This is a genomic window from Microbacterium sp. LjRoot205 (assembly GCF_056175745.1).
This window is the reverse complement of sequence record NZ_JBGFFH010000006.1, coordinates 42,006-67,211: the sequence shown is the minus strand read 5'-3', so window position 1 is coordinate 67,211 and position 25,206 is coordinate 42,006. Positions and strand designations below refer to the sequence as shown.

The 25,206-nt window shown below is 66.9% G+C and carries 29 protein-coding genes, 1 tRNA gene and 1 other RNA gene; 11 read left to right on the top strand and 20 right to left on the bottom strand.

What is annotated here, in order from left to right; all coding sequences use genetic code 11:
- Positions 1 to 8 precede the first annotated feature (8 nt).
- Positions 9 to 1,418, bottom strand: coding sequence for an alpha,alpha-trehalose-phosphate synthase (UDP-forming) (locus AC04ME_RS12900; RefSeq protein WP_042541747.1), 1,410 nt, complete (start codon positions 1,416 to 1,418; stop codon positions 9 to 11).
- 51 nt (positions 1,419 to 1,469) lie between these two features.
- A complete protein-coding gene (locus AC04ME_RS12895) occupies positions 1,470 to 2,741 on the bottom strand; it encodes an MFS transporter (protein ID WP_475435324.1) in 1,272 nt (423 codons plus the stop codon).
- Between the two features lie 233 nt (positions 2,742 to 2,974).
- Here AC04ME_RS12895 and AC04ME_RS12890 point away from each other — a divergent pair, with 233 nt between their 5' ends.
- Positions 2,975 to 3,253: a hypothetical protein gene (locus AC04ME_RS12890; protein WP_475435322.1), complete on the top strand. Its 279-nt coding sequence runs from the start codon at positions 2,975 to 2,977 to the stop codon at positions 3,251 to 3,253.
- Between the two features lie 4 nt (positions 3,254 to 3,257).
- On the opposite strand, the gene AC04ME_RS12885 is transcribed toward AC04ME_RS12890, so the two are convergent.
- The 3 genes from AC04ME_RS12885 to AC04ME_RS12875 are packed head-to-tail and all read right to left on the bottom strand — an operon-like array spanning position 3,258 to position 5,909.
- Positions 3,258 to 4,460 (bottom strand): acetyl-CoA C-acetyltransferase, encoded by a 1,203-nt coding sequence (locus AC04ME_RS12885; RefSeq protein ID WP_311879246.1) that lies wholly within the window; start codon positions 4,458 to 4,460, stop codon positions 3,258 to 3,260.
- Positions 4,461 to 4,483: 23 nt separating this feature from the next.
- On the bottom strand, positions 4,484 to 5,134 hold the full coding sequence (locus tag AC04ME_RS12880; RefSeq protein ID WP_475435320.1) for a 3-oxoacid CoA-transferase subunit B: 651 nt from the start codon (positions 5,132 to 5,134) through the stop codon (positions 4,484 to 4,486).
- A gap of 1 nt (position 5,135) precedes the next feature.
- The gene (locus AC04ME_RS12875) at positions 5,136 to 5,909 is read right to left on the bottom strand and encodes a CoA transferase subunit A (RefSeq protein WP_311879248.1); all 774 of its coding nucleotides are present in this window, start codon (positions 5,907 to 5,909) and stop codon (positions 5,136 to 5,138) included.
- 103 nt (positions 5,910 to 6,012) lie between these two features.
- Between AC04ME_RS12875 and AC04ME_RS12870 the strand changes: the two genes are divergently transcribed.
- The 4 genes from AC04ME_RS12870 to AC04ME_RS12855 all read left to right on the top strand — a co-directional run bounded on the left by AC04ME_RS12870 (position 6,013) and on the right by AC04ME_RS12855 (position 9,032).
- On the top strand, positions 6,013 to 6,798 hold the full coding sequence (locus AC04ME_RS12870; protein ID WP_475435318.1) for an IclR family transcriptional regulator: 786 nt from the start codon (positions 6,013 to 6,015) through the stop codon (positions 6,796 to 6,798).
- 65 nt (positions 6,799 to 6,863) lie between these two features.
- Positions 6,864 to 7,301, top strand: a complete 438-nt coding sequence (locus AC04ME_RS12865; protein WP_042541753.1) for a MarR family winged helix-turn-helix transcriptional regulator — start codon at positions 6,864 to 6,866, stop codon at positions 7,299 to 7,301.
- Positions 7,298 to 8,524 (top strand): MFS transporter, encoded by a 1,227-nt coding sequence (locus AC04ME_RS12860; protein ID WP_042541754.1) that lies wholly within the window; start codon positions 7,298 to 7,300, stop codon positions 8,522 to 8,524. The genes AC04ME_RS12865 and AC04ME_RS12860 overlap by 4 nt, the downstream gene beginning before the upstream one ends.
- A 34-nt stretch (positions 8,525 to 8,558) precedes the next feature.
- Complete coding sequence (locus AC04ME_RS12855; RefSeq protein WP_042541755.1) at positions 8,559 to 9,032, top strand: YbaK/EbsC family protein; 474 nt, start codon at positions 8,559 to 8,561, stop codon at positions 9,030 to 9,032.
- Between the two features lie 7 nt (positions 9,033 to 9,039).
- Here AC04ME_RS12855 and AC04ME_RS12850 read toward each other — a convergent pair whose 3' ends face one another.
- A complete protein-coding gene (locus AC04ME_RS12850) occupies positions 9,040 to 9,453 on the bottom strand; it encodes a hypothetical protein (protein ID WP_156145952.1) in 414 nt (137 codons plus the stop codon).
- Positions 9,454 to 9,559: 106 nt separating this feature from the next.
- Positions 9,560 to 9,632 (bottom strand) — tRNA-Lys (locus AC04ME_RS12845).
- A gap of 147 nt (positions 9,633 to 9,779) precedes the next feature.
- Here AC04ME_RS12845 and AC04ME_RS12840 point away from each other — a divergent pair.
- Both AC04ME_RS12840 and AC04ME_RS12835 read left to right on the top strand, forming a co-directional pair.
- Complete coding sequence (locus tag AC04ME_RS12840; RefSeq protein WP_042541757.1) at positions 9,780 to 10,577, top strand: inositol monophosphatase family protein; 798 nt, start codon at positions 9,780 to 9,782, stop codon at positions 10,575 to 10,577.
- Positions 10,578 to 10,599: 22 nt separating this feature from the next.
- The gene (locus tag AC04ME_RS12835; protein ID WP_042542141.1) at positions 10,600 to 11,163 is read left to right on the top strand and encodes a hypothetical protein; all 564 of its coding nucleotides are present in this window, start codon (positions 10,600 to 10,602) and stop codon (positions 11,161 to 11,163) included.
- A gap of 30 nt (positions 11,164 to 11,193) precedes the next feature.
- On the opposite strand, the gene AC04ME_RS12830 is transcribed toward AC04ME_RS12835, so the two are convergent.
- A complete protein-coding gene (locus AC04ME_RS12830; RefSeq protein ID WP_056376632.1) occupies positions 11,194 to 11,508 on the bottom strand; it encodes a DUF7882 family protein in 315 nt (104 codons plus the stop codon).
- Between the two features lie 87 nt (positions 11,509 to 11,595).
- On the opposite strand from AC04ME_RS12830, the gene AC04ME_RS12825 reads away from it, so the two are divergent.
- Together AC04ME_RS12825 and AC04ME_RS12820 are read left to right on the top strand one after the other, a co-directional pair.
- On the top strand, positions 11,596 to 12,450 hold the full coding sequence (locus AC04ME_RS12825; protein ID WP_475435315.1) for a transposase: 855 nt from the start codon (positions 11,596 to 11,598) through the stop codon (positions 12,448 to 12,450).
- 125 nt (positions 12,451 to 12,575) lie between these two features.
- Complete coding sequence (locus tag AC04ME_RS12820; protein WP_052493002.1) at positions 12,576 to 13,751, top strand: GmrSD restriction endonuclease domain-containing protein; 1,176 nt, start codon at positions 12,576 to 12,578, stop codon at positions 13,749 to 13,751.
- 94 nt (positions 13,752 to 13,845) lie between these two features.
- Here the strand turns inward: AC04ME_RS12820 and ssrA are convergent.
- Positions 13,846 to 14,215, bottom strand: a transfer-messenger RNA (tmRNA) gene (ssrA, locus tag AC04ME_RS12815).
- 142 nt (positions 14,216 to 14,357) lie between these two features.
- Here ssrA and AC04ME_RS12810 point away from each other — a divergent pair.
- Positions 14,358 to 15,026 carry an SIMPL domain-containing protein gene (locus AC04ME_RS12810; RefSeq protein ID WP_042541760.1) on the top strand — a complete coding sequence of 223 codons (669 nt, stop codon included), beginning with the start codon at positions 14,358 to 14,360 and terminating at the stop codon, positions 15,024 to 15,026.
- 9 nt (positions 15,027 to 15,035) lie between these two features.
- Here the strand turns inward: AC04ME_RS12810 and hflX are convergent, their stop codons facing one another.
- Complete coding sequence (hflX, locus tag AC04ME_RS12805) at positions 15,036 to 16,547, bottom strand: GTPase HflX (protein WP_475435313.1); 1,512 nt, start codon at positions 16,545 to 16,547, stop codon at positions 15,036 to 15,038.
- Positions 16,548 to 16,615: 68 nt separating this feature from the next.
- On the opposite strand from hflX, the gene AC04ME_RS12800 reads away from it, so the two are divergent.
- Complete coding sequence (locus AC04ME_RS12800; protein WP_042541762.1) at positions 16,616 to 17,257, top strand: class I SAM-dependent methyltransferase; 642 nt, start codon at positions 16,616 to 16,618, stop codon at positions 17,255 to 17,257.
- 18 nt (positions 17,258 to 17,275) lie between these two features.
- Here the strand turns inward: AC04ME_RS12800 and AC04ME_RS12795 are convergent, their stop codons facing one another.
- The 10 genes from AC04ME_RS12795 to AC04ME_RS12750 all read right to left on the bottom strand — a co-directional run bounded on the left by AC04ME_RS12795 (position 17,276) and on the right by AC04ME_RS12750 (position 25,195).
- Positions 17,276 to 17,929: an HAD family hydrolase gene (locus AC04ME_RS12795; RefSeq protein WP_042541763.1), complete on the bottom strand. Its 654-nt coding sequence runs from the start codon at positions 17,927 to 17,929 to the stop codon at positions 17,276 to 17,278.
- Positions 17,929 to 18,801, bottom strand: a complete 873-nt coding sequence (dapF, locus tag AC04ME_RS12790) for a diaminopimelate epimerase (protein ID WP_475435311.1) — start codon at positions 18,799 to 18,801, stop codon at positions 17,929 to 17,931. The genes AC04ME_RS12795 and dapF overlap by 1 nt, the downstream gene beginning before the upstream one ends.
- A gap of 22 nt (positions 18,802 to 18,823) precedes the next feature.
- Positions 18,824 to 19,297, bottom strand: a complete 474-nt coding sequence (locus AC04ME_RS12785) for a GNAT family acetyltransferase (RefSeq protein WP_475435309.1) — start codon at positions 19,295 to 19,297, stop codon at positions 18,824 to 18,826.
- Positions 19,290 to 19,817, bottom strand: coding sequence for a dihydrofolate reductase family protein (locus AC04ME_RS12780; protein ID WP_475435307.1), 528 nt, complete (start codon positions 19,815 to 19,817; stop codon positions 19,290 to 19,292). Before AC04ME_RS12780 ends, AC04ME_RS12785 begins: the two co-directional genes overlap by 8 nt.
- Positions 19,818 to 19,876: 59 nt before the next feature.
- Positions 19,877 to 20,815, bottom strand: coding sequence for a tRNA (adenosine(37)-N6)-dimethylallyltransferase MiaA (gene miaA, locus AC04ME_RS12775; protein WP_475435305.1), 939 nt, complete (start codon positions 20,813 to 20,815; stop codon positions 19,877 to 19,879).
- 14 nt (positions 20,816 to 20,829) lie between these two features.
- A complete protein-coding gene (gene miaB / locus AC04ME_RS12770) occupies positions 20,830 to 22,377 on the bottom strand; it encodes a tRNA (N6-isopentenyl adenosine(37)-C2)-methylthiotransferase MiaB (protein ID WP_311879266.1) in 1,548 nt (515 codons plus the stop codon).
- 70 nt (positions 22,378 to 22,447) lie between these two features.
- A complete protein-coding gene (locus AC04ME_RS12765; RefSeq protein ID WP_311879267.1) occupies positions 22,448 to 23,287 on the bottom strand; it encodes a regulatory protein RecX in 840 nt (279 codons plus the stop codon).
- Positions 23,288 to 23,326: 39 nt separating this feature from the next.
- Positions 23,327 to 24,370, bottom strand: coding sequence for a recombinase RecA (gene recA, locus AC04ME_RS12760; protein ID WP_042541770.1), 1,044 nt, complete (start codon positions 24,368 to 24,370; stop codon positions 23,327 to 23,329).
- A 267-nt stretch (positions 24,371 to 24,637) separates the two neighbouring features.
- Positions 24,638 to 24,862 carry a DUF3046 domain-containing protein gene (locus AC04ME_RS12755; RefSeq protein ID WP_475435302.1) on the bottom strand — a complete coding sequence of 75 codons (225 nt, stop codon included), beginning with the start codon at positions 24,860 to 24,862 and terminating at the stop codon, positions 24,638 to 24,640.
- Positions 24,863 to 24,886: 24 nt separating this feature from the next.
- Complete coding sequence (locus AC04ME_RS12750; protein WP_042541772.1) at positions 24,887 to 25,195, bottom strand: helix-turn-helix domain-containing protein; 309 nt, start codon at positions 25,193 to 25,195, stop codon at positions 24,887 to 24,889.
- Between the last annotated feature and the right edge of the window lie 11 nt (positions 25,196 to 25,206).

The window sequence follows — 25,206 nt, the reverse complement described above, 5'->3', positions numbered from 1 at the left end:
CCGGCGGATCAGCGTCGGCGGACCTCCGCGAGCGCGCGGAGGAACGACGACGACCAGGCGTTCACATCGTTCTCCAGCACACGGCGCCGCAACGACCGCATCCGCTTGCCCTGCTCGGCCGGCGTCATGGAGACCGCTGTCATGATCGCGTCCTTCAACCCGGCGATGTCGTGCGGGTTGACCCGCACCGCCTGTCGCAGCTCATCGGCGGCTCCCGTGAACTCGCTGAGCACGAGCACACCGCGGTTGTCGGCTCGGGTCGCCACGTACTCCTTCGCCACGAGGTTCATGCCGTCGCGCAGGGCGGTCACGAGCATGACGTCGGCGGCGAGGTACAGCGCGACCATCTCCTCGCGCGGATAGCCCTGGTGCAGATACCGGATCGCCGTGTGACCCATCGTGTCGTGGTCGCCGTTGATGCGCCCGACCGCGAGCTCGATCTCGTCCCGCAGGTGCACGTAGGCATCGACGCGCTCACGACTCGGACTCGCGACCTGCACGAAGGTGACGTCGTCGACGCTCAGCTGGCCGTCTTCGAGCAGCTCGCCATACGCCTTGATGCGGTGTCTGATGCCCTTGGTGTAATCGAGCCGGTCGACGCCGAGAAGGATCTTCTTGGGATTGCCGAGGCTCGCTCTGATCTCGGCCGCCCGTGCCCGCACCTCGGGGCGGGCAGCGAGCTCGAGATACGGAGCCGTGTCGATGGAGATCGGGAACGCCCGGGCGACCGCGGTGCGGGTGCGTCCGTCGTCCGTCGGGATCGCCACTGCTGATCCCTTGACCTCATAGCGCAGGCGACGGCGCACCGCCGTCAGGAAGTACGTGGCGTCCTGCGCGCGCTGGAATCCGATGACGTCGGCGCCGAGCAGACCCTTCAGCACCTGATCACGCCAGGGCAGCTGGGCGTAGAGACCGTGCGCCGGGAACGGGATGTGATGGAAATAGCCGATCGTGACGTCGGGTCTCAGCTCCCGGATCATCTGCGGCACCAGCTGCAGCTGGTAGTCGTGCACCCAGACCGTGCCGTCGGGCGCGACGACATCGGCGGCGGCCTCTGCGAACCGGCGGTTGACCTTGACGTACGCCTCCCACCACTCGCGGTGATACTGCGGCGGCGCGATCACGTCGTGGTACAGCGGCCAGATCGTGTCGTTGGCGAAGCCCTCGTAGTAGTCGGCGACCTCCTCGGCACTGAGCGGCACGGGAATCAGGTCGATGCCGTTGATCTCGAATCGGTCCAGCTCGAGGTCGGCCTGTCCCGGCCACCCGACCCAGGCCCCCCGCGCGCTGCGCATCATCGGCTCGAGGGCGGCGACCAGACCGCCCGGGGAGGTCCGCCACTCCTCGTCTCCGTCAGGACCCACGACCCGGTCGACGGGAAGTCGGTTGGCGACGACGACGAAATCTGCGACTGACATGTGTGGATGCTCCTGACGATGCAGTGGGGGTGCTCCTCAGGCTACAGAAGCTCAGACCGAGGCTACGCGAGGTCGAGTGGCACTGAGGGGCCAATTGACAAGGGCGGCCGTGAACGCTACGCCGGCGGCGATGACCGGCAGGACGAGGGCGCTTCCTGTGCCCACGTTCTCGGCGAGCTCCCCTGCCACCGCCGCGCCGAGGGACTGACCGACGACGATGCCCGAACCGAGCATCGTCATCACCGTGGCCGAGCGTCCGAGCGGGCTGCGCGCGGCGCCGAAGCTGTACTGGGTCACCAGCGTCGGTCCGATTCCGATTCCCATGATCGCGAGCGCGACCATCATCATCGCTGGCGAGTCGACGAGCAGCAGCAGCAGGCTGCCTCCGAGCAGGATGCCCGAGAACAGCAGCCAGCGCGCCCGCAGCGAGAACCGCACCGGAAGCCAGGCGACACCGAGGGCGAGGATCGCCGAGCYGACGCCCATGACGCCGTAGAGGAGTCCCGCCTGCTCGGGGGCGCCTCGATCGGCCATGAAAGACGTGAGCGCCGTGAGCATCGTGCCGAAGAACATCCCCACACCGAGGATTCCGACGACGACGATCAGCAGATGCGGGCTGAAGAGCTCCGACACCTTGGACGGGGCCCTGCCGTCTTCATCTCGGTGCACGGACACGGCGCGCGCACTCGGATGCAGGGCGAATGCGCCGACGAACACCACCGTGAGCACGGCCGCTCCGATCAGCGGTGCCCAAGGAGCGAGCGCCGACGCGAGGATGCCGACGATGAAGGGGCCGAACACGAACACGGTCTCATCGGCGGCGGACTCGTACGCCATGGTGCCCGAGACGGTGCGGGTGCGGAGCGCCTCCGGCATCCGGTCGGCGATCATCGTGACGAGCCTCGATCGAGACATGGGGGCGACCTGCGGGGCTGTCGCACCGATGCCGAAGGCGGCGATCAGCACCAGGGCATCCGCTCCGCCGGTGTAGACGACGAGGGTGAAGATGACCAGCATCGCTCCGTTGGCGATCGCCAGGATGAGCAGCACCGTGCGCTGGCCGAAGCGATCAGCCGCGGCGCCCAGCAGAGGCCCGAAGCACGCCGTGCCCAAGCCGACCGCTGCGGAGGTGAGTCCGCCGAGCGAGAGCGAGCCGCGCGCCGAGACGACGACGGTGAGGACTCCGACGACCATCATCGCGAACGGCAGTCGGGCGATGAACGCGATGATGAAGTACGGCAGGCCCGCGATGCGGAGCAGTCCTGGTGTCTCCGGCGTGGGCGTGGGGGCGTGGTGCTGAGGCGTGGGTGTTGCGTGTGTCATGGGCTCTCGCGCGTCCGCAGACGCGGGGTCGGGTGCCGCCGCTGTCCGCCGGAAAGCCGACGGCCGGTAGATACACGGATTGCGGCCGCGGCCGAGCCGCGACTCCCCCATTGTACCGCGCGGGTCAGAACCGTCTCTGGATGCCCTCGGTCGACGAGTCTTCGTCCTGACAGAATTCGCGCCGGATTGTCAAGGCTGAGCGCCGTGAGGCGGTCGGAAGGTAGCGTGAAGGCATGAACTACCTCTCGGGAACCGGACTCCTCGGCGCGATCATGACGGGAACCACCCTGCTCCGCGGCTCCCGCGACACGCAGCTCACGTGGCGATCTGCGCTCGCGTGGGTGAGCTGGGGCATCAGCCTGGCCCTCGCGATCGGCGCGGTCGTCGACACCCGGCGGGCGAAGCAGGGACGCCCCGTCTCGCCGGACTCGCCCGTCTACGCGAAGCAGCAGCGGGAGCACGAGAAGCAGGCCAAGAAGGAGTCGAAGGGCATCAATCCCCTCAAGCGCTGACTTCTCAGCGTGTGAGGATCAGCGCCTCACCCTGACCACCGCCGCCGCACAGCCCGACGGCAGCGGTGCCCGAACCGCGGCGCGCGAGCTCATGAGCGACGTGGACGACGAGCCGCGTGCCGGATGCTCCGATCGGATGGCCGATCGCGATGCCGCCGCCGTGGATGTTGACGACGTCGCTGCTCAGACCGAGCTCGACCTGCGATCGTGCGACCACGGCTCCGAACGCCTCGTTGATCTCGACGACATCCAGATCCGCCGGTGCGATCCCCTGCTTCTCGCAGGCCCGCTCGATCGCGCGGGCGGGCTGGGCCTGCAAGGAGTTGTCCGGGCCCGCAGTCTGACCACTCGCTCCGACGGTGACGAGCACCGGCCATCCCTTGGCCTCCGCGGTGCCGCGAGTGGTGACGACGACCGCCGAGGCCCCGTCGGAGATCTGAGACGAGTTGCCCGCCGTGATCGAGCCGCCGTCGGCGAACGCCGCCCGAAGACCTGCGAGCGACTCGACGGTGGTGTCGGGTCTGATCCCCTCGTCGGCGGTGACGAGCACCGGCTCTCCGCGACGCTGTGGCACCGCCACCGGCACGATCTCGTCGTCGAACATCGCGGCCGCCTGCGCCGCCGCGGCGCGCTGATGCGACAGTGCGGCGACCTGGTCCTGCGCGTCCCTGGTCAGGTCGTAGCGGGCGTTGTGGCGTTCCGTCGACGCGCCCATGCTCTCTTTGTCGTAGGCGTCTGTGAGGCCGTCGAAAGCCATATGGTCGAGCACCTCGACGCTGCCGTACGTCCATCCGTCGCGCGAACCCATGAGCAGGTGCGGAGCTCTGGTCATCGATTCCATCCCGGCCGCGACGACGACCTTCGCGTCGCCCGTGCGGATCATCCGAGACGCGTCGATGATCGCGGTGAGACCGGACAGGCAGACCTTGTTCACGGAGTGAGCCGGAACGTCCCAGCCGATGCCGGCGCCGATCGCCGCCTGTCGAGCGGCGTTCTGGCCGGACCCGGCCGCCAGGACCTGACCCACGATCACCGCGTCGACGTCAGAGGGATCGATGGATCCCTGTTCGAGCGCGCCTCTGATCGCGAACGCACCRAGCTGCGGGGCGGTGAAGCTCGCCAGCTGGCCTTTGAGCCGCCCCTGCGGGGTGCGCGCGGCGGCGACGATGACGACGTCCTGGTCTTTCGGGTGGTCGTGGGCGCTCATCTCAGCCCCTCCGTTCTCTGGGTTCATCGGTCGAGCATCTCTGCGGGAATGGCGAGCGGCGGCTCGGTCGAGTCGACGACCTGTTCCGCTGTCACGCCCGGTGCGAGCTCGACCAGCGCGAGACCATCGGGTGTGACGTCGATGACCGCCAGGTCGGTGATGATCCTGTCGACCACGCCGCGTCCGGTGAGGGGAAGCGAGCAGTCGTGCACGATCTTCGCCGATCCGTCTCTCGCGACATGCTCCATCAGGACGATGACGCGCGCGGCGCCATGCACGAGGTCCATCGCGCCACCCGGGCCCTTCACCATCTTTCCAGGGATCATCCAGTTCGCGAGGTCTCCCGTCGCGGACACCTGCATGGCGCCGAGGATCGCGGCGTCGATCTTTCCGCCTCGGATCATGCCGAAGCTCGTCGCCGAATCGAAGAACGCCGCACCGGCGAGCACCGTGACCGTCTCCTTGCCCGCATTGATCAGATCAGGGTCCACCGCATCCTCGGACGGGTACGGCCCGACCCCGAGGATGCCGTTCTCGGACTGCAGCACGACGGTCACGCCGTCCGGCACGTGGTTGGGCACGAGCGTCGGCAGCCCGATCCCGAGGTTGACGTACGACCCGTCCCGCAGCTCGGCGGCAGCGCGTGCTGCCATCTCATCGCGCGTGAGTGCCATGTCAGACTCCTTCCGCAGCGACGGTGCGTCGCTCGATGCGCTTCGGGATGTCAGTGCCGACCTCGACGACGCGATGCACGAAGACACCGGGCAGATGGATGCGGTCCGGGTCCAGCTCGCCCGGTTCCACGAGCTGCTCGACCTGCGCGATGCAGACTCGTCCGGCCATCGCCGCGAGCGGATTGAAGTTGCGGGCCGCCTTGTTGAAGATCAGATTGCCGTGCCTGTCCCCCGCCAGCGCGTGCACCAGTGCGAAGTCGGTGGTGATGGCCTCCTCGAGCACATGGTCACGTGGGCCTGCCGGCGTGTCGAAGGAGCGCACGTCCTTGGGCGGGGACCCCACCGCAACGCTGCCGTCGGGGTTGTAGCGCCGAGGAAGCCCACCCTCGGCAACCTGCGTGCCGACACCAGTCTGCGTGAAGAACGCCGCGATCCCCGATCCTCCCGCACGAAGCTTCTCGGCCAGCGTTCCCTGCGGCGTCAGCTCGAGTTCGAGCTCGCCCGAGAGGAACTGCCGCTCGAACTCCTTGTTCTCGCCGACGTACGAGGACGTCATCTTGCGGATGCGTCCGGCAGCGAGCAGGATGCCGAGACCCCAGTCGTCGACTCCGCAGTTGTTGCTGACGACACTGAGTCCTGCCGTGCCCTGAGCGAGCAGCGCCTCGATCAGTGCGATCGGGTTGCCGGAGAGTCCGAAACCTCCGACGGCGAGGGAAGCACCGTCTCCGATGTCTGCGACCGCCTCCGCGGCATTCGCCCACTGCTTGTCGATCACGCATTCTCCTTCGAAAGACGTACCTGTTCAGCATCCGCCTCTCCGGCCCCGGAAGATAGGCGGCTCTTGCGATGTGGACGCATCAGGGCCTAGCGTCCACATTATGGAATCCGCTGTCGTCGTTCCGGGAACGCAAGCGATCGCCCGCGCCGCGAAGCTCCTCCGACTGGTCACCTCCAGCGGGCATGACGGTGCGTCGCTGCAAGACCTCGCACGAGCCGCTGAGCTGTCTCGCTCCACCGCCCATCGGCTCCTGTCCGCGCTGCGCGCGGAAGGCCTGGTCGACCGTGATGAATCCACCGCTCGCTGGATGCCGGGCCCGGAGCTGTTCCTCATGGGATCGGTCGCGGCCGCGCGCTACGACGTGACCGCCCTCGCTCGGGACATCGTTCGATCACTCGCGGTCAAGACGGAGGAGAGCGCCTTCCTCTCCGTGCGCAGGGCAGACGAGACTGTATGCCTGCTCCGCGAGGAAGGGTCCTTCCCGATCCGGTCGTTCGTGCTGAGCGAGGGCGTCCGGTTCCCTCTCGGCGTGGCAAGCGCCGGCCTCGCCATCCTGGCCTTCCTGCCTGACCACGATGTGGACGCCTATCTCGAACGGCATCCCGACCTGGAGACGGCGTGGGGCCGGTCACACGGCGCTCGCCCCCTGCGTACACGCCTCGCGGAGACGAAGGAGCGGGGTTACGCGGTGAACCCCGGGCTCATCGTCGAGGGCAGCTGGGGCATCGGTGCAGCGGTCTTCGATCGGTCGGGGAGGCCTGAATGGGCCCTCAGCCTGACCGGCGTCGGGTTCCGCTTCGGACCCGATCGGATCGGCGACCTCGGCAGGACGCTCCTCGCCCACGCGCACCAGCTCTCCGCGCGGATCGCAGGGGCACGGCGCTGACCTGATCTGACCTGACCCGACCTGACCTGACCTCAGTACATACCAACGGGTATATACTCGGTGGTATGAATCGTCAGGATGTCATTCCCTCACTCGTGCTCTCGGGGTACGCGCTCGGCCGCATCGCCGCGCAGGACGCCGGCAACGACGCACCTGCCGCACAGTGGCGGGTGCTGAGCCTGCTCGAGCAGGCGGGGCCGAAGAGGGTCGGAGAGCTCGCGGCCGCGGCGCGCACGACCCAACCCGGGATGACCCGGCTGATAGGGAATCTGGAGCGCGAGGGACTTGTGCTCCGCTCCCCCGACGCCGAGGACTCGCGCGCGATCGCCGTCGCCATCACCGACCCAGGCTCCCGAGCGCTGCAGGCATGGCGCGACGAGTTCCGCGACACTCTCGCTCCGCGCTTCGCCGACCTCGATGCCGACGAGTGGGGCGTCCTGACCCGCGCTGCCGAGATCCTTGCAGCGCACACCACCACAGAGTCGACAGGAGCTACAGAGTGAACACCCCCGCCACCTCCGTGTGGAAGCAGCCAGCCCAGGTGTGGGCCGTCGCATTCGCGTGCGTCGTCGCCTTCATGGGCATCGGACTGGTCGACCCGATCCTCCCGGCGATCGCTGAATCGCTCCAGGCGAGCCCGTTCCAGACCGAACTGCTGTTCACGAGCTACCTCGCGGTGACCGGACTGGCCATGCTCGTCACCAGCTGGATCTCGAGCCGCATCGGCGCGAAGAAGACACTGCTGATCGGACTGGCGCTGATCGTCGTGTTCGCTCTCTTCTGCGCGCTCAGCGGCAGTGTCGACGCGATCATCGGCTTCCGCGCAGGGTGGGGTCTCGGCAACGCCCTATTCATCTCCACCGCACTGGCGACGATCGTCGGATCGGCGACCGGAGGCAGCTCCGCGGCCATCGTCCTGTATGAGGCGGCTCTCGGCCTCGGCATCGCGATCGGCCCGCTCTTGGGCGGCCTCCTCGGCGAGCAGAGCTGGCGCGCACCGTTCTTCGGCGTCGTGGTGCTGATGGCGATCGCGTTCCTCGCGGTCCTCGTCCTTCTGCGCGGCCCCGCTGAGAAGCGCACACCGGTGCCGTTCTCGGCGCCTTTCAAGGCCCTCGGCCGCCCCGCCCTCGCCGTGCTCGCCACGGCGGCGTTCTTCTACAACATCGGGTTCTTCATCCTGCTCGCGTTCTCGCCGTTCCCCCTCGGCTTCGGAGCGATGGGGATCGGCTTCACCTTCTTCGGGTGGGGCATCGCGCTCGCGGTCACGAGCGTGTGGGTCGCACCGCTGCTCATGCGCCGGATGTCACGCACCCGTGTGATCCTCACGGTTCTCCCGCTTCTCGCCGTCGATCTGATCGTCGCCGGGTTCCTGGTGGAGTCGTCCACGGCACTCGTCGTCTGCATCGTCGTCGGCGGACTGCTGCTCGGAGTGATGAACACCGTGCTCACCGAGGCCGTCATGGAGGCGACGGACCTGCCCCGATCGGTGGCCTCCTCGGCGTACTCCTCGGTGCGATTCCTCGGCGGAGCGATCGCTCCGCCGCTCGCGGCAGCCCTGTGGCACGCGTTCGACGCGACGGTCCCCTATCTCGTCGCAGCCGCCGCAGTGCTGGTCGCCGCGCTGACGATCTTCCTCGGACGCAGGATCCTCGCGCACATCGACGACGAGCCGGATGACGCCGCCGTCGAAGACGCCGAAGCGATCCTGCTGGGCGACGCCGCGTGAGACTCGAGCCTGCTGCGTTCGATACCGTGGGGTCATGAACGACCTCCCCGAGCGCAGCAGGCTCGTGCAGCAGCACCTCGTCGACGCCGGTGTCGCGGCAGAGATCCGTATCCTGCCGGATTCCGCGCGGACTGCCCCCGAGGCTGCCGCCGCGATCGGATGCGATGTGTCCGCGATCGCGAACAGTCTCGTATTCGTCGCCGACGGGACGCCGGTTCTCGTGATGACGAGCGGCGGTCACCGGGTCGACCTCGACGTCCTGGCGCGCAGCACCGGCGCGGCCACTATCGCGATGGCACCGGCATCCGTCGTGCGCGAGGCCACGGGCCAGGCGATCGGCGGAGTCGCCCCGGTCGGGCATCCGACGCGGCTGCGCACCTACATCGACGAGGATCTTCGCGAGCACGGAGAGATCTGGGCCGCAGCCGGGCACCCGCATACGGTGATGCCGCTGACCTTCGAGACCCTTCAGCACCTCACCGACGGAGACGTCATAGCGGTCGACTGAGCGACCACTACTTCACGGTCACCGTGATCTCGGCGGTCTGCTGATCGTCTGCGTCTTCGGGAACCGCCCCGCGGAACTCGTATTCGAACTGGATCACCGTCGTGCCGTCACCGACCGGCGCGAACCGATACGAGACCTCGCTCGGAGCACCGGTCTCCCCGTCCTGGCCGAGGTAGCGGGATCGCTCATCGCCAGGTCCGAGCACGGCCGGGTCTGGCTCGCGAGTGATAACCCACGCATCGCCGACTGTCGGATTGATCTCACCGAAGTCGACCACGAGGGCTTCTCCGGGCGCGAGTGTGACCGATGAGGTCGTGTAGGCGACCGTCTTCTCGGTGGCAGAACAGCCCGTCAGTCCCAGACCGAGAGATGTCGCGACCGCCACGACGGCGCAGGCCTTCACCAGTCTGCCCATGGCCATCCCCCTAGCGTTTGCATCACGCTAGCGCACCGAGTGCATGATTTCCGGCATCTCCGTGGGTGCAGAAAAGCCCCGATGACTGGCGAGAGTCATCGAGGCTGATCCGTGCACCCCCTCGGACTTGAACCGAGAACCCACTGATTAAGAGTCAGTTGCTCTGCCGATTGAGCTAGAGGTGCGTGGCCCGGGAATTCCCCGGCCGAGGAATTACATTACCAGCGGATCGCCGCCGGACGAAATCGAGCCGGGTCGTCGGCGTCCGCCGCGCGTGTCGCCCCATGTCAAGCCCTCTCAGACTCCCCTGTTCTGGCGGTTATCCTGGATTCGTGACCGCCTCCCCCCGCGTCGACGACTTCTCTCGCGACCTCGCACTCGCCCTCCGACTCGCCGATGCCGCCGACGCGCAATCCCTCCCCCGGTTCGACAGTCCCGACCTCGAGGTCTCGACCAAGGCCGACAACTCGCATGTCACAGACGCCGACCTCGCGACCGAGCGGGCGATCCGCTCGCTCCTGGCGACCGCGCGGCCGGACGACGGCATCTTCGGCGAGGAGTTCGGCGCCGAGGGCAGCACCCACCGGCAGTGGATCATCGACCCGATCGACGGCACCGCCAACTTCCTCCGCGGAGTGCCGCTGTGGGGCACCATGATCGCCCTCGCGGTCGACGGAATCCCGCAGGTCGGCGTCGTCAGCATGCCTGCCATCGGACGCCGCTGGTGGGCCGCTGCAGGTTCAGGAGCGTGGACCGCCACGGACGCCGAGCCGCGCCGCATCCGAGCGTCCGCCGTGTCGTCTCTCGACGACGCCAGCGTCAGCTTCCAGAGCATCGCCCAGTGGGCTGAGTCCGGGCACATCGACCAGTTGCTGACGCTCGCCGATCGCGTTTGGCGCGATCGTGCGTACGGTGACATCTACGCATACATGCTCCTCGCCGAGGGGCGGATCGACATGGTCGCAGAGTTCGGCGTCAAGGAGTACGACGTCGCCGCCGCCGTGCCGATCGTGCGGGAAGCCGGCGGTCGGATGACCGGCTTCGACGGTGCGGAGACGATCTCGGATCTCTCGACACTCGCCACCAACGGCATCCTCCACGAGGCCTTCCTCGACCTCCTGCACGACTGACCCCCCGATGAAGGCTCGCGCGATGAACCGCTTCACCTCCGCCGCACTGGGCGCTCTGCTGCTCGCTGTCGCGCTCACCTCCTGTGCCGGGACGCCGGAGGGATCCGCCTCGCCCACTCCGGACGCGCCGAAACCCTCCCCCTCAGCCACAGCCGAGCCCGTGGCGTCTCCGAGCCCCACATCCGCGGCGGAGCCYACCTGCGACACGATCGTGTCGGCCGGCACGGTGAAGGTGCTCACCGATCAGGGGTGGACGTTCGAGGAGAAGGAATTCGTGGTCGGCGGCGTGACGCTCGCCGATGGTCTCCTCTGCTTCTGGGCCGACTACAGCGTCGCCTCCGACCATGGCCAGCTCTACGGATGGTCGACGATCAGCGCAGAGGATGCCGCCTCCGCGCAGTCCTCCCTGCTGACAGAAGGCTGGACCCGGGAAGACGGCCCCGACGGCATCTACATCACCGAGAACCCGCAGTTCGCGATGGGCACCGACGAAGACGGATACGGCATGACCTATCTGTTCGGCGACGGATGGGTCAAGTTCGCGGATACCCGCCAGGGTCTGATCCTGATCGAATGGGCCGGCTGACGGCACTCCAGTCCGCCCGTTTCGGTGCGCTCATCGCACCGGCGCGTCGATCACCTCGTCCACGAGGAGGATGCCGCCGGTGGAGTTCACCGACTGCATGAGATCGTCGATCCAGCGTGGGTTCAGCTGCGGCTGCTCCGGCTCGTCGAAGGTGAAGCGCAGCGGGATCGACGGGTGGATCCAGATGGTGGACCGCCCGCCGGGCTCTCCCTCGGGGTGGCGCCACGACAGCGTGAAGCTCTCCTGTCGGCGGAGCTTGGTCGCGATGACGATCTTCAGATGCGCGAGTGCTCGATCCTCGATGTGGATCGGAACGTCGGACGCGCCATAGAACAGCGTTGCCATGCCAACCAGAATACTGATCGGACGGCGATTGGTGCGCACGCGCCGCGGCCCCGAAGAGCCGATCATGAGCGGTGTATCGTCACTCGCATGGATTCGGAGCTCGCTGACATCGCGGTGACGCTCTACACCGGTTCGCCGACCGAATTCATCACCGCACGAAACGCCCGCGCCGCCGACACCGACGACCCCGCTCTCGCGGCCCGAATCCGGGCCTTGAAGAAGCCGTCGGTCGCGGCCTGGGTGGTGAACCTCTTCGCGCACGAACGCAGCTCGCAACTCGGAGAGGCGTYGCTACTCGCCGAAGAACTGCGCGAAGCGCAGGCGGATCTGGACGCTCGCGCTCTCGCACAGCTCGGACGCGACCGGCGCGCCCTCACCCACAGGCTCGCCGCGGACGCCGCCGAACTCGCCGAAGCGCGCGGACAGCGCATCACGGCGTCGACGAGAGAGGCGGTGCAGCAGACCATCAGCGCCGCCTTCTTCGATCCGACCGCGGCCGCCGCCGTCGCGTCCGCTCGGTTGGTGCGGGAGTTGGAACCCGCCGGCACGTTCGCAGACATCGCCGACAGCATCGTCGGCGGGGGCGTTCCCGATGCCCCCGCGGTCATCGCCAAGCCCCTCGATGAGGTCAAGGCGCGCAGAGAGCGACGGGACGCGGAACGGACTGTCAGAGAAGCGGAGAGGACGCACGATCGCGTGGTCCGCGAGGCGGCCACAACGGACCGGGCACTCAGGGATGCATCCGTGCGTGTCGACGAGCTCGCACATCGCGAGCAGGAACTCGAGGCAGAACTGGCGAAGGTGCGGCGCGATGCGAAACGTGCGCGAGGTGAGGCCGAGAAGGCGGAGACCGAGCAGGAAGCACTCGCGCAGCGCGTACGAGACGCGGAGGACGATCTCCGCGCCGCACGGGAAGCCCTCGACGGGCTCGCCAACGCCTGACGTCAGCCTCTGAGAGCCCCCCGGCGGAGACACGCGACGCGGAGCCCGCTCGTCAGTCAACCGATATTCTGTGTGTATCCTGAGCGCGGGACTCCACCGGCGGAGCCGAATTCACAAGGAGTGGCATGCGCAATCGGGTACTCGTGGCCGCTCTCGTCACCGCCATCGTCACCGCAGCGCTCACACCAGCGGTGGCACTGGCAGCGCCTCCGACGTCTGCGGAATGGGTACCCGTGGCCACGCTGCTGGATCAGTTGCGTGTCGAGGCTCCTTCCACCGTCAAGTACAACCGCGACCAGTTCTTCGAAGGCGCAGATCTCGACGGGGACGGCTGCCGCACCCGTCAGGAGGTTCTCCTCGAGGAGACCGACATCCCCGCGACCGTCATCGGCGTGTGCACCGTCACTGCGGGTCAATGGTTCTCCTACTACGACAACGTCATACACATCGACCCCGCCGCAGTCGAAATGGATCACCTCGTCGCGCTCAAGGAAGCGTGGGTGTCCGGAGCGTGGGCATGGACCGACGCACAGCGACAGGGATACTCCAACGATGTCGACGACTACCGCACGCTGACGATGGTCACCGCGGCCGTCAACACCGCGAAAGCCGACAAGGATCCTGCGTCCTGGCTGCCCTCCTACGGTGCCATGCGGTGCACTTACGTCTCCGAGTGGGTCGCGGTGAAATGGCGGTGGAACCTGTCCGTCGACCCCGCCGAGAAGAACGCCATCCAGACGCTCCTCACTGAGTGCAGCTGGCGGGACACCCCCCTCCCGGCTGTTCCCGCTGTGGGGCGGCCATCCGCGCCGCCGTTGCCGGAACCCCGCGCCGTCTACCGATTCTGGAGTCCCGTCTACCAGGGTCACTTCTTCACCACTGACCCGACAGAGCGCGATCAGATCATCGCGCGCTGGCCCGGTGTGTGGACATATGAGGGGCAGCGATACACCGCGTTCACGACCCAGGTCGCAGGCACCATTCCGCTGTACCGATTCTGGAGCACTCAGTATTCGGGGCACTTCTACACCGCAGACCCGGCAGAGCGCGCCGCGGTGATCGCCAAGTGGCCGAGCATCTGGAAGGACGAAGGGGTCGCCTACTACGTGTACCCGGCGAACTCCGCTCAGCCTGACACTGTTCCGGTGGCACGATTCTGGTCGAGCTCCGCAGCCCACCACTTCTACACCGCCGACGCAGCAGAACGCGACGCGGTCCTCGCCAAGTGGTGGAGGGTGTGGTCGCACGAGGGCGATGAGTTCCGTGTGCCGTCCTCGGGTGTCCCCAACCCTCATGAGTAGCGACCAGAGCGGCCGCGCTCACGGTCGCGCAAAGAAGGCCCGCCTCCCTGGTTGATCACCAGGGAGGCGGGCCTTCTTGCTTGTGACAGCGACGTGGTGGAGCTGGGGGGAATCGAACCCCCGTCCAACGCTGAGTCTCCACGCCTTCTCCGGGCGCAGTCTGTGAAGACGTTCTACTCGGCTCCGACCTTTGTCACAGACACCTAAGTCGACGAGCCCAGCCTGGGAAGAGTCCCACGTGACGTCCAGACGCCATCACGCAGCAAGATTCCTAGATGACGCCAGGATCCGTATCGGAATCACATACGGCCTGACGGACTATCGGGCTCGCTTATGCAGCGAGGGCGAAGTCGTTGCGCTTGGTTTCGGCAACTATTGTTTTGCAGAGAGCGTTTACGAGATAACTCTGCATCCTCGGCCCGCTTCTCGTGGATTCACAGGCGCTGTCGAAACCGATCAGCCCCGTGGTCCTTCTCTCGAAGGAGCCGCTGTCACACTGTTGATTTTTCACCTCGGGAACCGGAGTCCCCGAGCCTCATAGACTACAACGTTCGCAGCGGCTGCGCCATTCCTGGGCTCCTCAGTGCGCTGGCGTAGAGTCGCGACATGAGCGAAGTCACCGTCACCGTCCGGGGCGAGCATGAGGCGCGGATCGCGCCCGAGCGCGCCACCATCCGCGTCAGCGTCCGCGCCGAAGGCGCCGAGCGAGCAGCAGTCGTCGACCGCGTCATGCGTCTCACCGAGCCTGTGCGCGAGAGCATCGTCGCACGACATGACACCGGTGTCGTCGTCGACTGGTCGAGCAAGCGACTGTCCGTGCGCGCCGAACGTCCGTGGAACAACGAAGGCAAGCGTCTCGCCCCCGTGCACTACGCCAGCATCGATCTGACTGCGACCTTCGCCGAGGCGTCCGAGCTCTCGCTCTGGGTATCGGACGTCTCGCCGTGGGACGGAGTCGAGGTCGGATGGGTCGACTGGCATCTCACGACCGAGACGCGCTCGCGGATCGAGCGCGAGGTCGCGGCGGCGGCAGTCGGAGTGGCTGTCACACGCGCGCAGGCGTACGCGACGGCGCTCGGACTCGGCACCGTCGTGCCTGTGGAGATCGCCGATGTCGGGCTGATCGCGCCGACACCCGTCCAGCCGTTCTCCGGCATGGCGAAGGTGCGCGGCGCCATGATGCAGGAATCCGACGCAGGCGGTGCGTCGATGGAGTACGAGCCTGACGAGATCGTCATCTCGGCCACCGTGGAGGCGCGCTTCCTCGCTCGCTGATCCGGGCCGTCAGGCGCTCACGGCGAACGGTGCGAGATCGGCCGCGAGCCGCTCCGACACACGCGCATGCACGACCGTGCCCTGCTCGCTGTGGTCCACCGACAGGAGCATCCCCGTCTCGTGGATCGCCGCGACCAGATCGCCGCGGTCATACGGAACCACCGCGTGAACCTCGACAGCGGGCTTCGGAAGCGCCTCTTCGATGGCTGCTCGAAGCTCCTCGATGCCCTCACCCGAACGCGACGAGACGAAATGCGCTTTGGGCTCGAGGCCCTGCAGCACGAGACGCTCATCGTCGGCGATGAGATCCGCCTTGTTGAAGACGACGATCTCCGGCATGTCACGCACGCCGACGTCGCCCATCACGTCACGCACGGTCTGCAGCTGACCGGCGGGATCGGGGTGCGATCCGTCGACCACGTGCAGCACGACATCCGCCTCGCCGACCTCTTCGAGCGTCGAACGGAACGCCTCCACGAGCTGGTGCGGAAGGTTGCGAACGAACCCGACGGTGTCGGTCAGCGTGTACACACGTCCGTCTGAGGTCTCCGACCGGCGCACCGTCGCGTCCAGCGTCGCGAACAGCGCGTTCTCCACGAGCACCCCGGCGCTCGTCAGGGCGTTGAGCAGGCTCGACTTGCCGGCGTTGGTGTAGCCCGCGATCGCGACGGACGGAATCGTGTTGCGCTTGCGCTCGGCCCGCTTCGCCTCTCGCGCCGGGCCGTAGTCGCGGATCTGTCGGCGCAGCAGCGCCATCTTGGTGCGGATCCGGCGACGGTCGAGCTCGATCTTCGTCTCACCGGGGCCGCGCGAGCCCATACCGGCGCCGCCGGCACCGACCTGGCCACCCGCCTGACGGCTCATCGAGTCACCCCAGCCGCGCAGACGCGGCAGCAGGTATTCGAGCTGCGCCAGTTCGACCTGCGCCTTGCCCTCGCGGCTCTTGGCGTGCTGACTGAAGATGTCGAGGATCACGGTGGTGCGATCGATGACCTTGACCTTGACGACGTCCTCGAGGGCTCGTCGCTGGCTGGGGGCGAGTTCGGTGTCGGCGATCACGGTGTCGGCGCCGGTGGCTGCGACGATGCCCTTCAGCTCCTGCGCCTTGCCTCGGCCGATGTAGGTCGCGGCATCCGGATGCGGTCGTCGCTGCAGAACGCCGTCGAGCACGACCGCGCCCGCGGTCTCAGCGAGGGCCGCCAGCTCACGAAGCGAGTTCTCCGCATCGTCCTGGGCCCCCTGCGGGTACACGCCGACCAGCACCACGTTCTCGAGGCGCAGCTGCCGGTACTCGACCTCTGTAACATCTTCGAGTTCGGTGGAGAGACCGCCGACGCGCCGCAGCGCATGACGATCCTCGAGGTCCCACTGGTCGCCGTCCGACGAGGCATGCGAGGCCGTCGACTGGTCTTGCAGCGCCTGCGCGGTGCCGAAGACACGAGCCTCCGTCCGCTTCTCCGCATTCGCGAGTACGCGATCGACTGCTTCGTCACCTGTGGAGTGTGTGGTGGTCTCCGTCATCCGTCCCTAATCTCTGGGTTTTGTTGCGAGCCTTAACCTTAGCCCGCGCTGTCCGCTACGCTCACGGTATGGGGTCCGACCATTACTTCACCGCGGCCCCGGCAAGCCCCGAGAACCTGCGATCGATCCGTGTGACGCTCGCAGGCCGAGAGCTGGACGTCACCACTGCTGGCGGCGTCTTCAGCCCGGATCGGCTGGATGCCGGTACAGCCGTCCTTCTCGCAAACATGCCCCCGGTTCCGCCGGGAGGCCATCTTCTCGACCTCGGAAGCGGGTGGGGGCCCATCACGCTGTCGATGGCGCTGGCTGCGCCCCATGCGACCGTGTGGGCCGTCGACGTGAATGAGCGGGCTCTCGATCTCGTGCGGCGCAACGCCGCGGCTCATGGTCTCAAGAACATCAACGCCTCCTTGCCCGAAGATGTTCCCGCCGACGTCACATTCCGCTCGATCCGTTCGAACCCGCCGATCAGAGTGGGCAAGAACGAACTTCACGGACTGCTCGAGAAGTGGATCCCCCGGCTCGACGAGCGCAGCGACGCCTGGCTCGTCGTGCAGCGCAACCTCGGCGCGGATTCGCTGCAACGGTGGATCGGCTCGACGTTCCACCCTGGTTTCAGCGTCCACCGGACCGCCACGTCCAAGGGGTACCGCATCCTGAAGGTGCGCAAGCACGGAACCCCTCCGACCGAGCCGATCACGCTCGTCTGAGCCCTCGCAGCGACGACGTCACCGACCCGCGAGTTCGGGAAGATCGCGCATATCCGTGAACACGATGGCGCCCTCGCGCTCCAGCCAGTCAGCTGGGGTGAGTCCGCCGGCATAGCCGAGAACACGCATGCCCGCGGCGCGGGCGGCCTGGACTCCGAATCGACTGTCCTCGACCACCACGCAGCGTTCAGGGCTGACGCCGAGCTGCTCAGCCGCGTGCAGGAAGAGATCAGGGGCAGGCTTGCCGTTCGCGACGTCGTCTGCGCTGAAGATCCGTCCGTCGAATCGCGGCAGGAGCCCTGTCTGGCCGAGCGTCCGCCGGATCTTCGCATGGGCGCCGCTCGAGGCGACGCACGTCGCCGTCGTGATCTCGTCCAGCGCTGCCTCGACCCCATCCACCGCCGTCAGCTCGCGCGCGAATGCGTCGAGATACCACGGCTGGTAGGGCGCCTCCCAGTCGTCGGGAAGCGGTCGTCCCCGGTGTGCTTCGACCTCAGCGCGGAAGTGCGCGGAGGAGCGTCCGACGAACCGGTGCAGGATCTCGTCGTGGGAGAGAGACCACCCGAGATCTGCGAGAACCCTGCGATCCACCTCGATCGACAGCTTCTCGCTGTCTACGAGCACCCCGTCACAGTCGAAGATGACCAGGTCGATCTGGCCGGTCGTCGACATCAGATCAGGTCGACCTCGCCGCTGAAGACGAGCTGGGCCGGCCCGGAGAGGGCGACGTGCTCACCGTCCTCTGCAGGGAACATGTGCACACCGAGAGTGCCGCCCGGGACCTCCACGCGCCAGTTGTCGGGTGCCTTCGAGCCGGCCCAGTAGCGCACGGCCAGAGCCGTGGCCGCGACACCCGTGCCGCAGCTCAGGGTCTCCCCCACGCCGCGCTCTGAGACGCGCATCGAGACGTGTCCGATGCCGTCCCTCACCAGCGGCTCCCCCGGGACGACGAACTCGACGTTCGCCCCCGCGGGAGGGGCGGGATCGAGCACGGGAGCGCGGTGCAGCTCGAGAGACGACAGCTCCGCCTCGGAGGCGAGTGCGACCACGACATGCGGATTTCCGACGTCGATGCCCAGACCGGGTCTCGTGACAGGCAGCCCGTCGGCAGTGACGAGCGGGTCATCGCCGGAGAGCTTCCACAGGCCGAGATCCACCTGGTACCCCGTCTCGCTGCGCGTCACGTCGCGGACACCCGCACGCGTTCCGATCGGGAGTGTGAAACCGGGCTCGATCGTGGCGAGGCCGGAGCGCACGAGGTAATGCACGAAGACGCGGATGCCGTTGCCGCACATCTCAGCGATGGACCCGTCTGCATTGCGGTAGTCCATGAACCACTCGGCGGCGGGCTCCTCCGCGAGAGCAGCCTGCCCGTCTGCGATCGCCGCAGAGCGCACCACACGAAGGATGCCGTCGGCGCCGATGCCTCGGTGTCGATCGCAGAGGACGGCGACCTGCTCGGCGCTCAGTTCGAGAGCGCCGTCGGGGTCGGCGATGATGACGAAGTCGTTGCCGGTGCCGTGTCCTTTGGTGAATGCGACCATCTACCCAGTCTAGAGATCGCGGCTATGCGTCGACGATCAGACGCCTGCCCGTGTTCGACACCGAGAATCGCTCGTATCCGAGGTCGTCGTAGAAGCCCAGCGCTTCCTCGTTGCCCTCTCTGACCATGAGCTGCACCTTCCGGCAGCCCATATCCAGAAGAAGTCGCTCGGCTTCGCGCACGAGAGAGCGCGCGATCCCCTGACGACGGTGCGACCGGGCGGTGGCCAGGTAGTACAGCCATCCCCTGTGCCCGTCGTAACCCGCCATCACGGTGCCGATGATCCGCGCTGATGTCGACCGTTCCTCGTCCTCGACGACCAGGAACAGCTCGGGCTGCACCGTGAGCTTGCGCTCGATGTCGAGCCGGGGGTCGTTCCACGGCCGCGTGAGGCCAGCCTCGGTCCAGAGAGCCACCACAGACTCCGTGTCCGCACGATCGAATGCGCGGACCTCCCAGGTCTCGCCCGGGCTCACGGGAGTCGACGGCTCAGCCATGCAGCACACGGTAACGGCCGCACATGAAGTTGCGGTTGCGTGCGACCTCGAGAAGCTCGAGGTCCAGTGCTCTCGGCAGCAACGGCGCCCCCGAGCCGAGTGTCACAGGCGCGTACTGCACCCACACCTCGTCGAGAAGACCGGCATCGGCGAACTGCCCGGCCAGGTCGCCACCGCCGACGACCCACAGATCCTTGCCCCCGGCGGCGGCGACCATCTCGGAGTGCACGGCGGCGACGTCACCCTCCGCCGTGCGAATGTCAGCGCCGGCCGGAAGCTCGAGCGGTCGGTGGGCGAAGACCCATGTCGGCTGCTCGTACCCCCATCGCCCTTCCTCGTGGCGCATGACCCATTCGTATGTCGATGCTCCCATCGCCAGCGCACCGATCGTCTTCTCGAAGCCGGCGTACGACATGGGTCCTTCTTCGTCGATGTCCTGCTTCAGGAGCCAGTCGAGGGAGTGCTGATCAGTCGCGATGAAACCGTCGATGCTGCTCGCGGTGTAGAAGTGGGTGGCCATTGATCAACCATCTCACCAGGCACCGACATCCAGCCACCGAGATCGGTGAGTCTGCGGGCTCAGGGGGCGACGAGCGAAGCGGCGTCCACCGGTGGTTCGTGCCACGTGAGGCCGGGATAGCGCTTGAACCACGACACCTGGCGGCGGGCGTAGCGGCGGGTGAGCGCCTGCGTCTCGGCGATCGCCTCGGCCTGAGTGAGCCGGCCATCGATCTGCGCGAGCGCCTGGCTGTAGCCGATGGCGCGCCGAGCTGTCGCGCCGTTCTCGAGCCCCTCGCGACGGAGCCCCTGCACCTCGTCGACCAGGCCCGCTTGCCACATGCCCTCGACGCGGGCGTCCAGCCTCTCGACCAGGGCTCCGCGGTCGACGTGCAAGCCGATGAGACGCGTGTCGGCCTGCCAGAGCGCGGGCTGTTCCGGCAGAGACGCGCCGTGCGTGGCGCTGCCCTGCTCGAGGACTTCGAGCGCACGGATCACTCGTCTGGCATTCTTGGGGTCGACGCGGGAGGCCGTCGCGGGATCGAGCTTTCGCAGCCGGTCGAGCATGCCACCGACACCCTCGCTTTCGAGCTCGCGTTCGAGCCGCTCCCGGATCACCGGATCACGTGGCGGGAAGGCGAAGTCGAAAACGACGCTGGACACGTACAGACCCGATCCGCCCACGAGGATGGCGTCGGCCCCGCGTCGCTGGATGTCGGTGATCACGGACCGCGCCAGCGGCTGGTACCAGGCGACGGCGGCTTCCTCCTGCACCTCCCGCACGTCGAACAGATGGTGGGGAATCCCCCGGCGATCGTGCGGGGCGAGTTTCGCCGTGCCGATGTCCATTCCGCGGTAGAGCTGCATGGCGTCGGCATTCACGATCTCGGCGGCGTTGCCTCGGCTGCGCAGCACCTCAGCGAGATCGAGGGCGAGATCGCTCTTGCCCGTCCCTGTCGCGCCCACGATCGCCCAGAGCCGCGGAACCCTGTCCGCGTCGCTCGACGCCGGATCGGTCATTCTTCGAGCAGCGGTCACCTGCCGACGCGGAGCGTCGGCAGACCGAGGGATACGGCACGGGTGCCATCGCCAGACGTCGGTGCCGGCACTGCGCAGGACTCCGCCTGTCCTCGGTCCCAGGCGTCCCCGCCACGCGTGCGACGGATCTGCAACGGGAGGCCTGTCGGGTCGTCTGCGAGCAGGTGGAAGGGCGCCGCATGGGTGATCGTCACCGAGACGACATCACCGGGCCGTGGGACAGCGGAACCGGGAGTGACCTCGAAGTGGACGAGTCGGTTGTCCTCGGCGCGTCCGGTCAGACGGTGGGTCTCGGCATCCTTCTTGCCTTCGCCCGTCGACACGAGGACATCGACCTGGCGTCCGACCTGCTTCTGGTTCTCCTCGAGGGAGATACGCTCCTGAAGCGCCATGAGCCGGTTGTAGCGCTCCTGCACCACAGCCTTGGGAATCTGGTCCTCCATGGTCGCGGCGGGTGTGCCCTCACGGATCGAGTACTGGAACGTGAACGCACTCGAGAACCGGGCCTGTTCGACCACCCGCATCGTGTCCTCGAAGTCCTCCTCCGTCTCACCGGGGAATCCGACGATGATGTCGGTGGTGATCGCGGCGTGCGGAATACGATCACGGACGCGATCGAGGATCCCGAGGAATCTCTCGCTGCGGTACGACCGGCGCATGGCCTTCAGGATGCGGTCGCTGCCGGACTGGAGCGGCATGTGAAGCTGCGGCATCACGTTAGGAGTCTCTGCCATCGCGTCGATCACATCGTCGGTGAAGGCGGCGGGGTGAGGACTCGTGAAGCGGATCCGCTCGAGCCCGTCGATCTCGCCTGCGGCGCGGAGCAGCTTGCCGAAAGCCTGTCGATCCCCGAACTCCACGCCGTAGGAGTTGACGTTCTGTCCGAGCAGAGTGACTTCGATGGCGCCGTCTTCGACGAGCAGGCGGATCTCATTGAGGATGTCGCCTGGGCGGCGGTCTTTCTCCTTGCCCCGAAGACTCGGAACGATGCAGAAGGTGCACGTGTTGTTGCACCCGACCGAGATCGACACCCAACCGCTGTGCGCAGAATCGCGCTTCGTCGGAAGCGTCGAGGGGAACACCTCGAGCGACTCCAGGATCTCGAGCTCGGCGTCACCGTTGTGGCGCGCGCGCTCAAGAAGGCCGGGAAGCGAACCCATGTTGTGCGTGCCGAAGACGACGTCGACCCACGGCGCTTTCTCCAGCACGGCCTGCTTGTCCATCTGCGCCAGGCAGCCGCCCACGGCGATCTGCATCCCGTCCTTGCGTCGCTTCACCGAGGCGAGCTGGCCCAGGGTTCCGTAGAGCTTGCCTGCGGCATTGTCGCGCACCGCGCACGTGTTGATGATCACCACGTCGGCCTCGGCACCGTCGGTCACGCGGACATATCCTGCGCTCTCGAGCGAGCCAGAAAGTCGCTCGGAATCGTGGACGTTCATCTGGCAGCCGAAGGTGCGGACCTCGTAGGAACGCTGGCGTCCATCAAGATCGATTGCTGCGGACGATGACGCGATGATCGTCGGCTCACTGCGAGGGATATTCATGATCCCCCCATTCTACGAGCGGTTGCGCGACACCGCCGCTGAGGCGAGGGGCTCGAGCCCCTCGCCTCAGTCAGTCCGAGTCGACGAATCGAACCCCGGATGAAGACGAGCCGAAAGAGGTCTCAGCAAGGGCAGACTTGGCGGCTGTCATCGCGACCGAGCCGTTGTAGCCACGGCGGGACAGCTGACCGACCAGACGTCGCAGCGCTGTGTCGCCGTCGAGACGAGACATGGCTCGTGCTTTCGAGCGTGCGTACTCGAGTGCGCGCTCGGCGTCATCGTCGGGAACGTCGTCAAGGGCCGCATCGATCACATCGCGAGGAATGCCCCGTTGCGAGAGCGCCCTCGACAGCGCAACTCGTCCCTGCCCCTTGCGCTCGATCCCGGATGTCACCAGCTGGCCGGCGAGAAGCGTGTCGTCGAGGTACCCTCGTCGACAGAAATCATCGATCACATCATCGATCGCACCCGCATCGAGCCGCACGGCGTTCTTCTCATAGCCCCTCAGCACCATCCGCGCTTCCGACAGAGAGAGCGAACGAGTCCGCAGCTTGCGGACGAGGAGCTCTTCTGCGTCGGCACGCAATTGGGAGGGGTCGACGCCCGGGACATCGTCGAATCCCAGATCCTGCGACTGCAACGCGCGCAGACGCGGTGCGGACCGAGCCGCTGCGCCGCGAGCAGGATGTCGCTCACTGGGCCCACGAGAGTCGATGGGCGCGACGGGATTCGAATCGCGGCTCGAGACGCCCCCTGTCGACTGCCACACCCCGGCGTCGGGCGCCGAACGAGCTGTCGCGCTTTCGACCTCCGGACCTTCCCGGTCGACCGACTTCGCGCGTGTGTCGTCACGACCGAAAAGGGGGATGATGGGGGCGAGCTGCTCAGGCCCGCCCCCGCCATCACTCATGGTTCACTCCGGGTGTTCCCCAACCGCGAACCATCACGCTCATGCCGGACGACGCTCGGCGAGCTCGTCAGCAGGTGCCTCGGTGGCTCCTCCGATGCCGAGCTTCTGCTTGATCTGCGTCTCGATCGCAAGCGCGACATCGGGGTTCTTGAGGAGGAACGTCCGCGCGTTCTCCTTGCCCTGGCCCAGCTGGTCGCCGTCGTAGGTGTACCACGATCCGGACTTCTTCACGATGGCGTGCTCGACACCGAAGTCGATCAGGCTGCCCTCGCGCGAGATGCCGACGCCATACAGGATGTCGAACTCCGCCTGCTTGAACGGCGGTGCCATCTTGTTCTTCACCACCTTGACCCTGGTGCGGTTTCCGACTGCATCGGTGCCGTCCTTCAGCGTCTCGATGCGGCGGATGTCCATGCGAACCGACGCGTAGAACTTCAGCGCCTTTCCACCCGCGGTGGTCTCGGGCGATCCGAAGAAGACGCCGATCTTCTCGCGCAGCTGGTTGATGAAGATCATCGTGGTGTTCGTCTGGTTGAGTCCACCCGTGAGCTTTCGCAGTGCCTGCGACATCAGTCGAGCCTGCAGACCCACGTGGGAGTCACCCATCTCGCCCTCGATCTCGGCCCGAGGCACGAGAGCCGCGACGGAGTCGATGACGATCAGATCGATGGCGCCGGAGCGGACGAGCATGTCCGCGATCTCGAGCGCCTGCTCACCCGTATCGGGCTGCGAGACGAGAAGAGCGTCGATGTCGACACCGAGCTTCGCGGCGTAGTCGGGGTCGAGCGCATGCTCGGCATCGATGAAGGCGGCGATCCCGCCGGCACGCTGGGCGTTTGCAATCGCGTGCAGCGTGAGCGTCGTCTTACCCGAGGACTCGGGGCCGTAGATCTCGACGATTCGTCCACGCGGGAGCCCTCCGACGCCGAGGGCGACATCGAGAGCGATCGAACCGGTCGGAATGACGGCGACGGGTGCGCGCTCGTCGCTGCCCAGTCGCATGACCGAGCCCTTTCCGAACTGACGGTCGATCTGGGCGAGTGCAGTCTCGAGGGACTTCTCGCGGTCAGCGGGTGATGGCATGACGTGCTCCTTATGCTCGCGTGGTGCCGCCTGTAGGCTGTCGCGGTCCTCCCGGCTGGGCGGAACTCTCCGACAAGGCGTATGGCTCTTCGGCTTGCTGTTCACCGTACGAGGGGCCTCGGACATTGCGTCGTCAGCTCCGCGAATCAGGGAGAACACCGTCTCCGAACCACTTGTGCAGAAGACTACGCCCGTTTCGAACACATATTCGACGACACGCCGTCACGGCATGTCGTTAGTCGAACGCTCGTCGTATGCGTCGGAGGGTCATCGCTTGCGCGGCACGAGGCGCCCGGCGCCGTGCCGCCGCTCCTGAGGCACATCGGTCTCGGCGCACAGCGCCAGCCAGATGTCACGCGGGGGAACGCCCGCGTCCAGAGCCTGGTCCGCAGTGCGTCCGGCGAGCTGGGTCAGAATGAGGTCACTGACGAGGGACGACCCTCGACCACCGAATTCCGCGTCGACTGCGCGGAGAAACTCACTGCGACGCATCAGAGAACGAAGAGAATCCGACGCTCAGTGAAGCGAAAGCTCTGGCTCGACGGAAGCCACGAGGTCATCGGGAACGACATCGGGGAAGACCTGGATGCCCTCGAGAACGGAGATGCGGTCGCCGACCTCTCGCATGATGATCGAGATGGGAACATCCAGAGCATCGGCCACCGAGGCGAGAATCTCGCTCGACGCCTCTTTCTGGCCCCGCTCGACCTCACTGAGATAGCCCAGGGCCACGGATGCCTTGCTTGCAACCTGCCGGAGCGTACGCCCCTTCTGCAGGCGGAAGTCCCTCAGCACATCGCCGATTTCCTGTCGTACAAGAATCATCGGAACCTCCT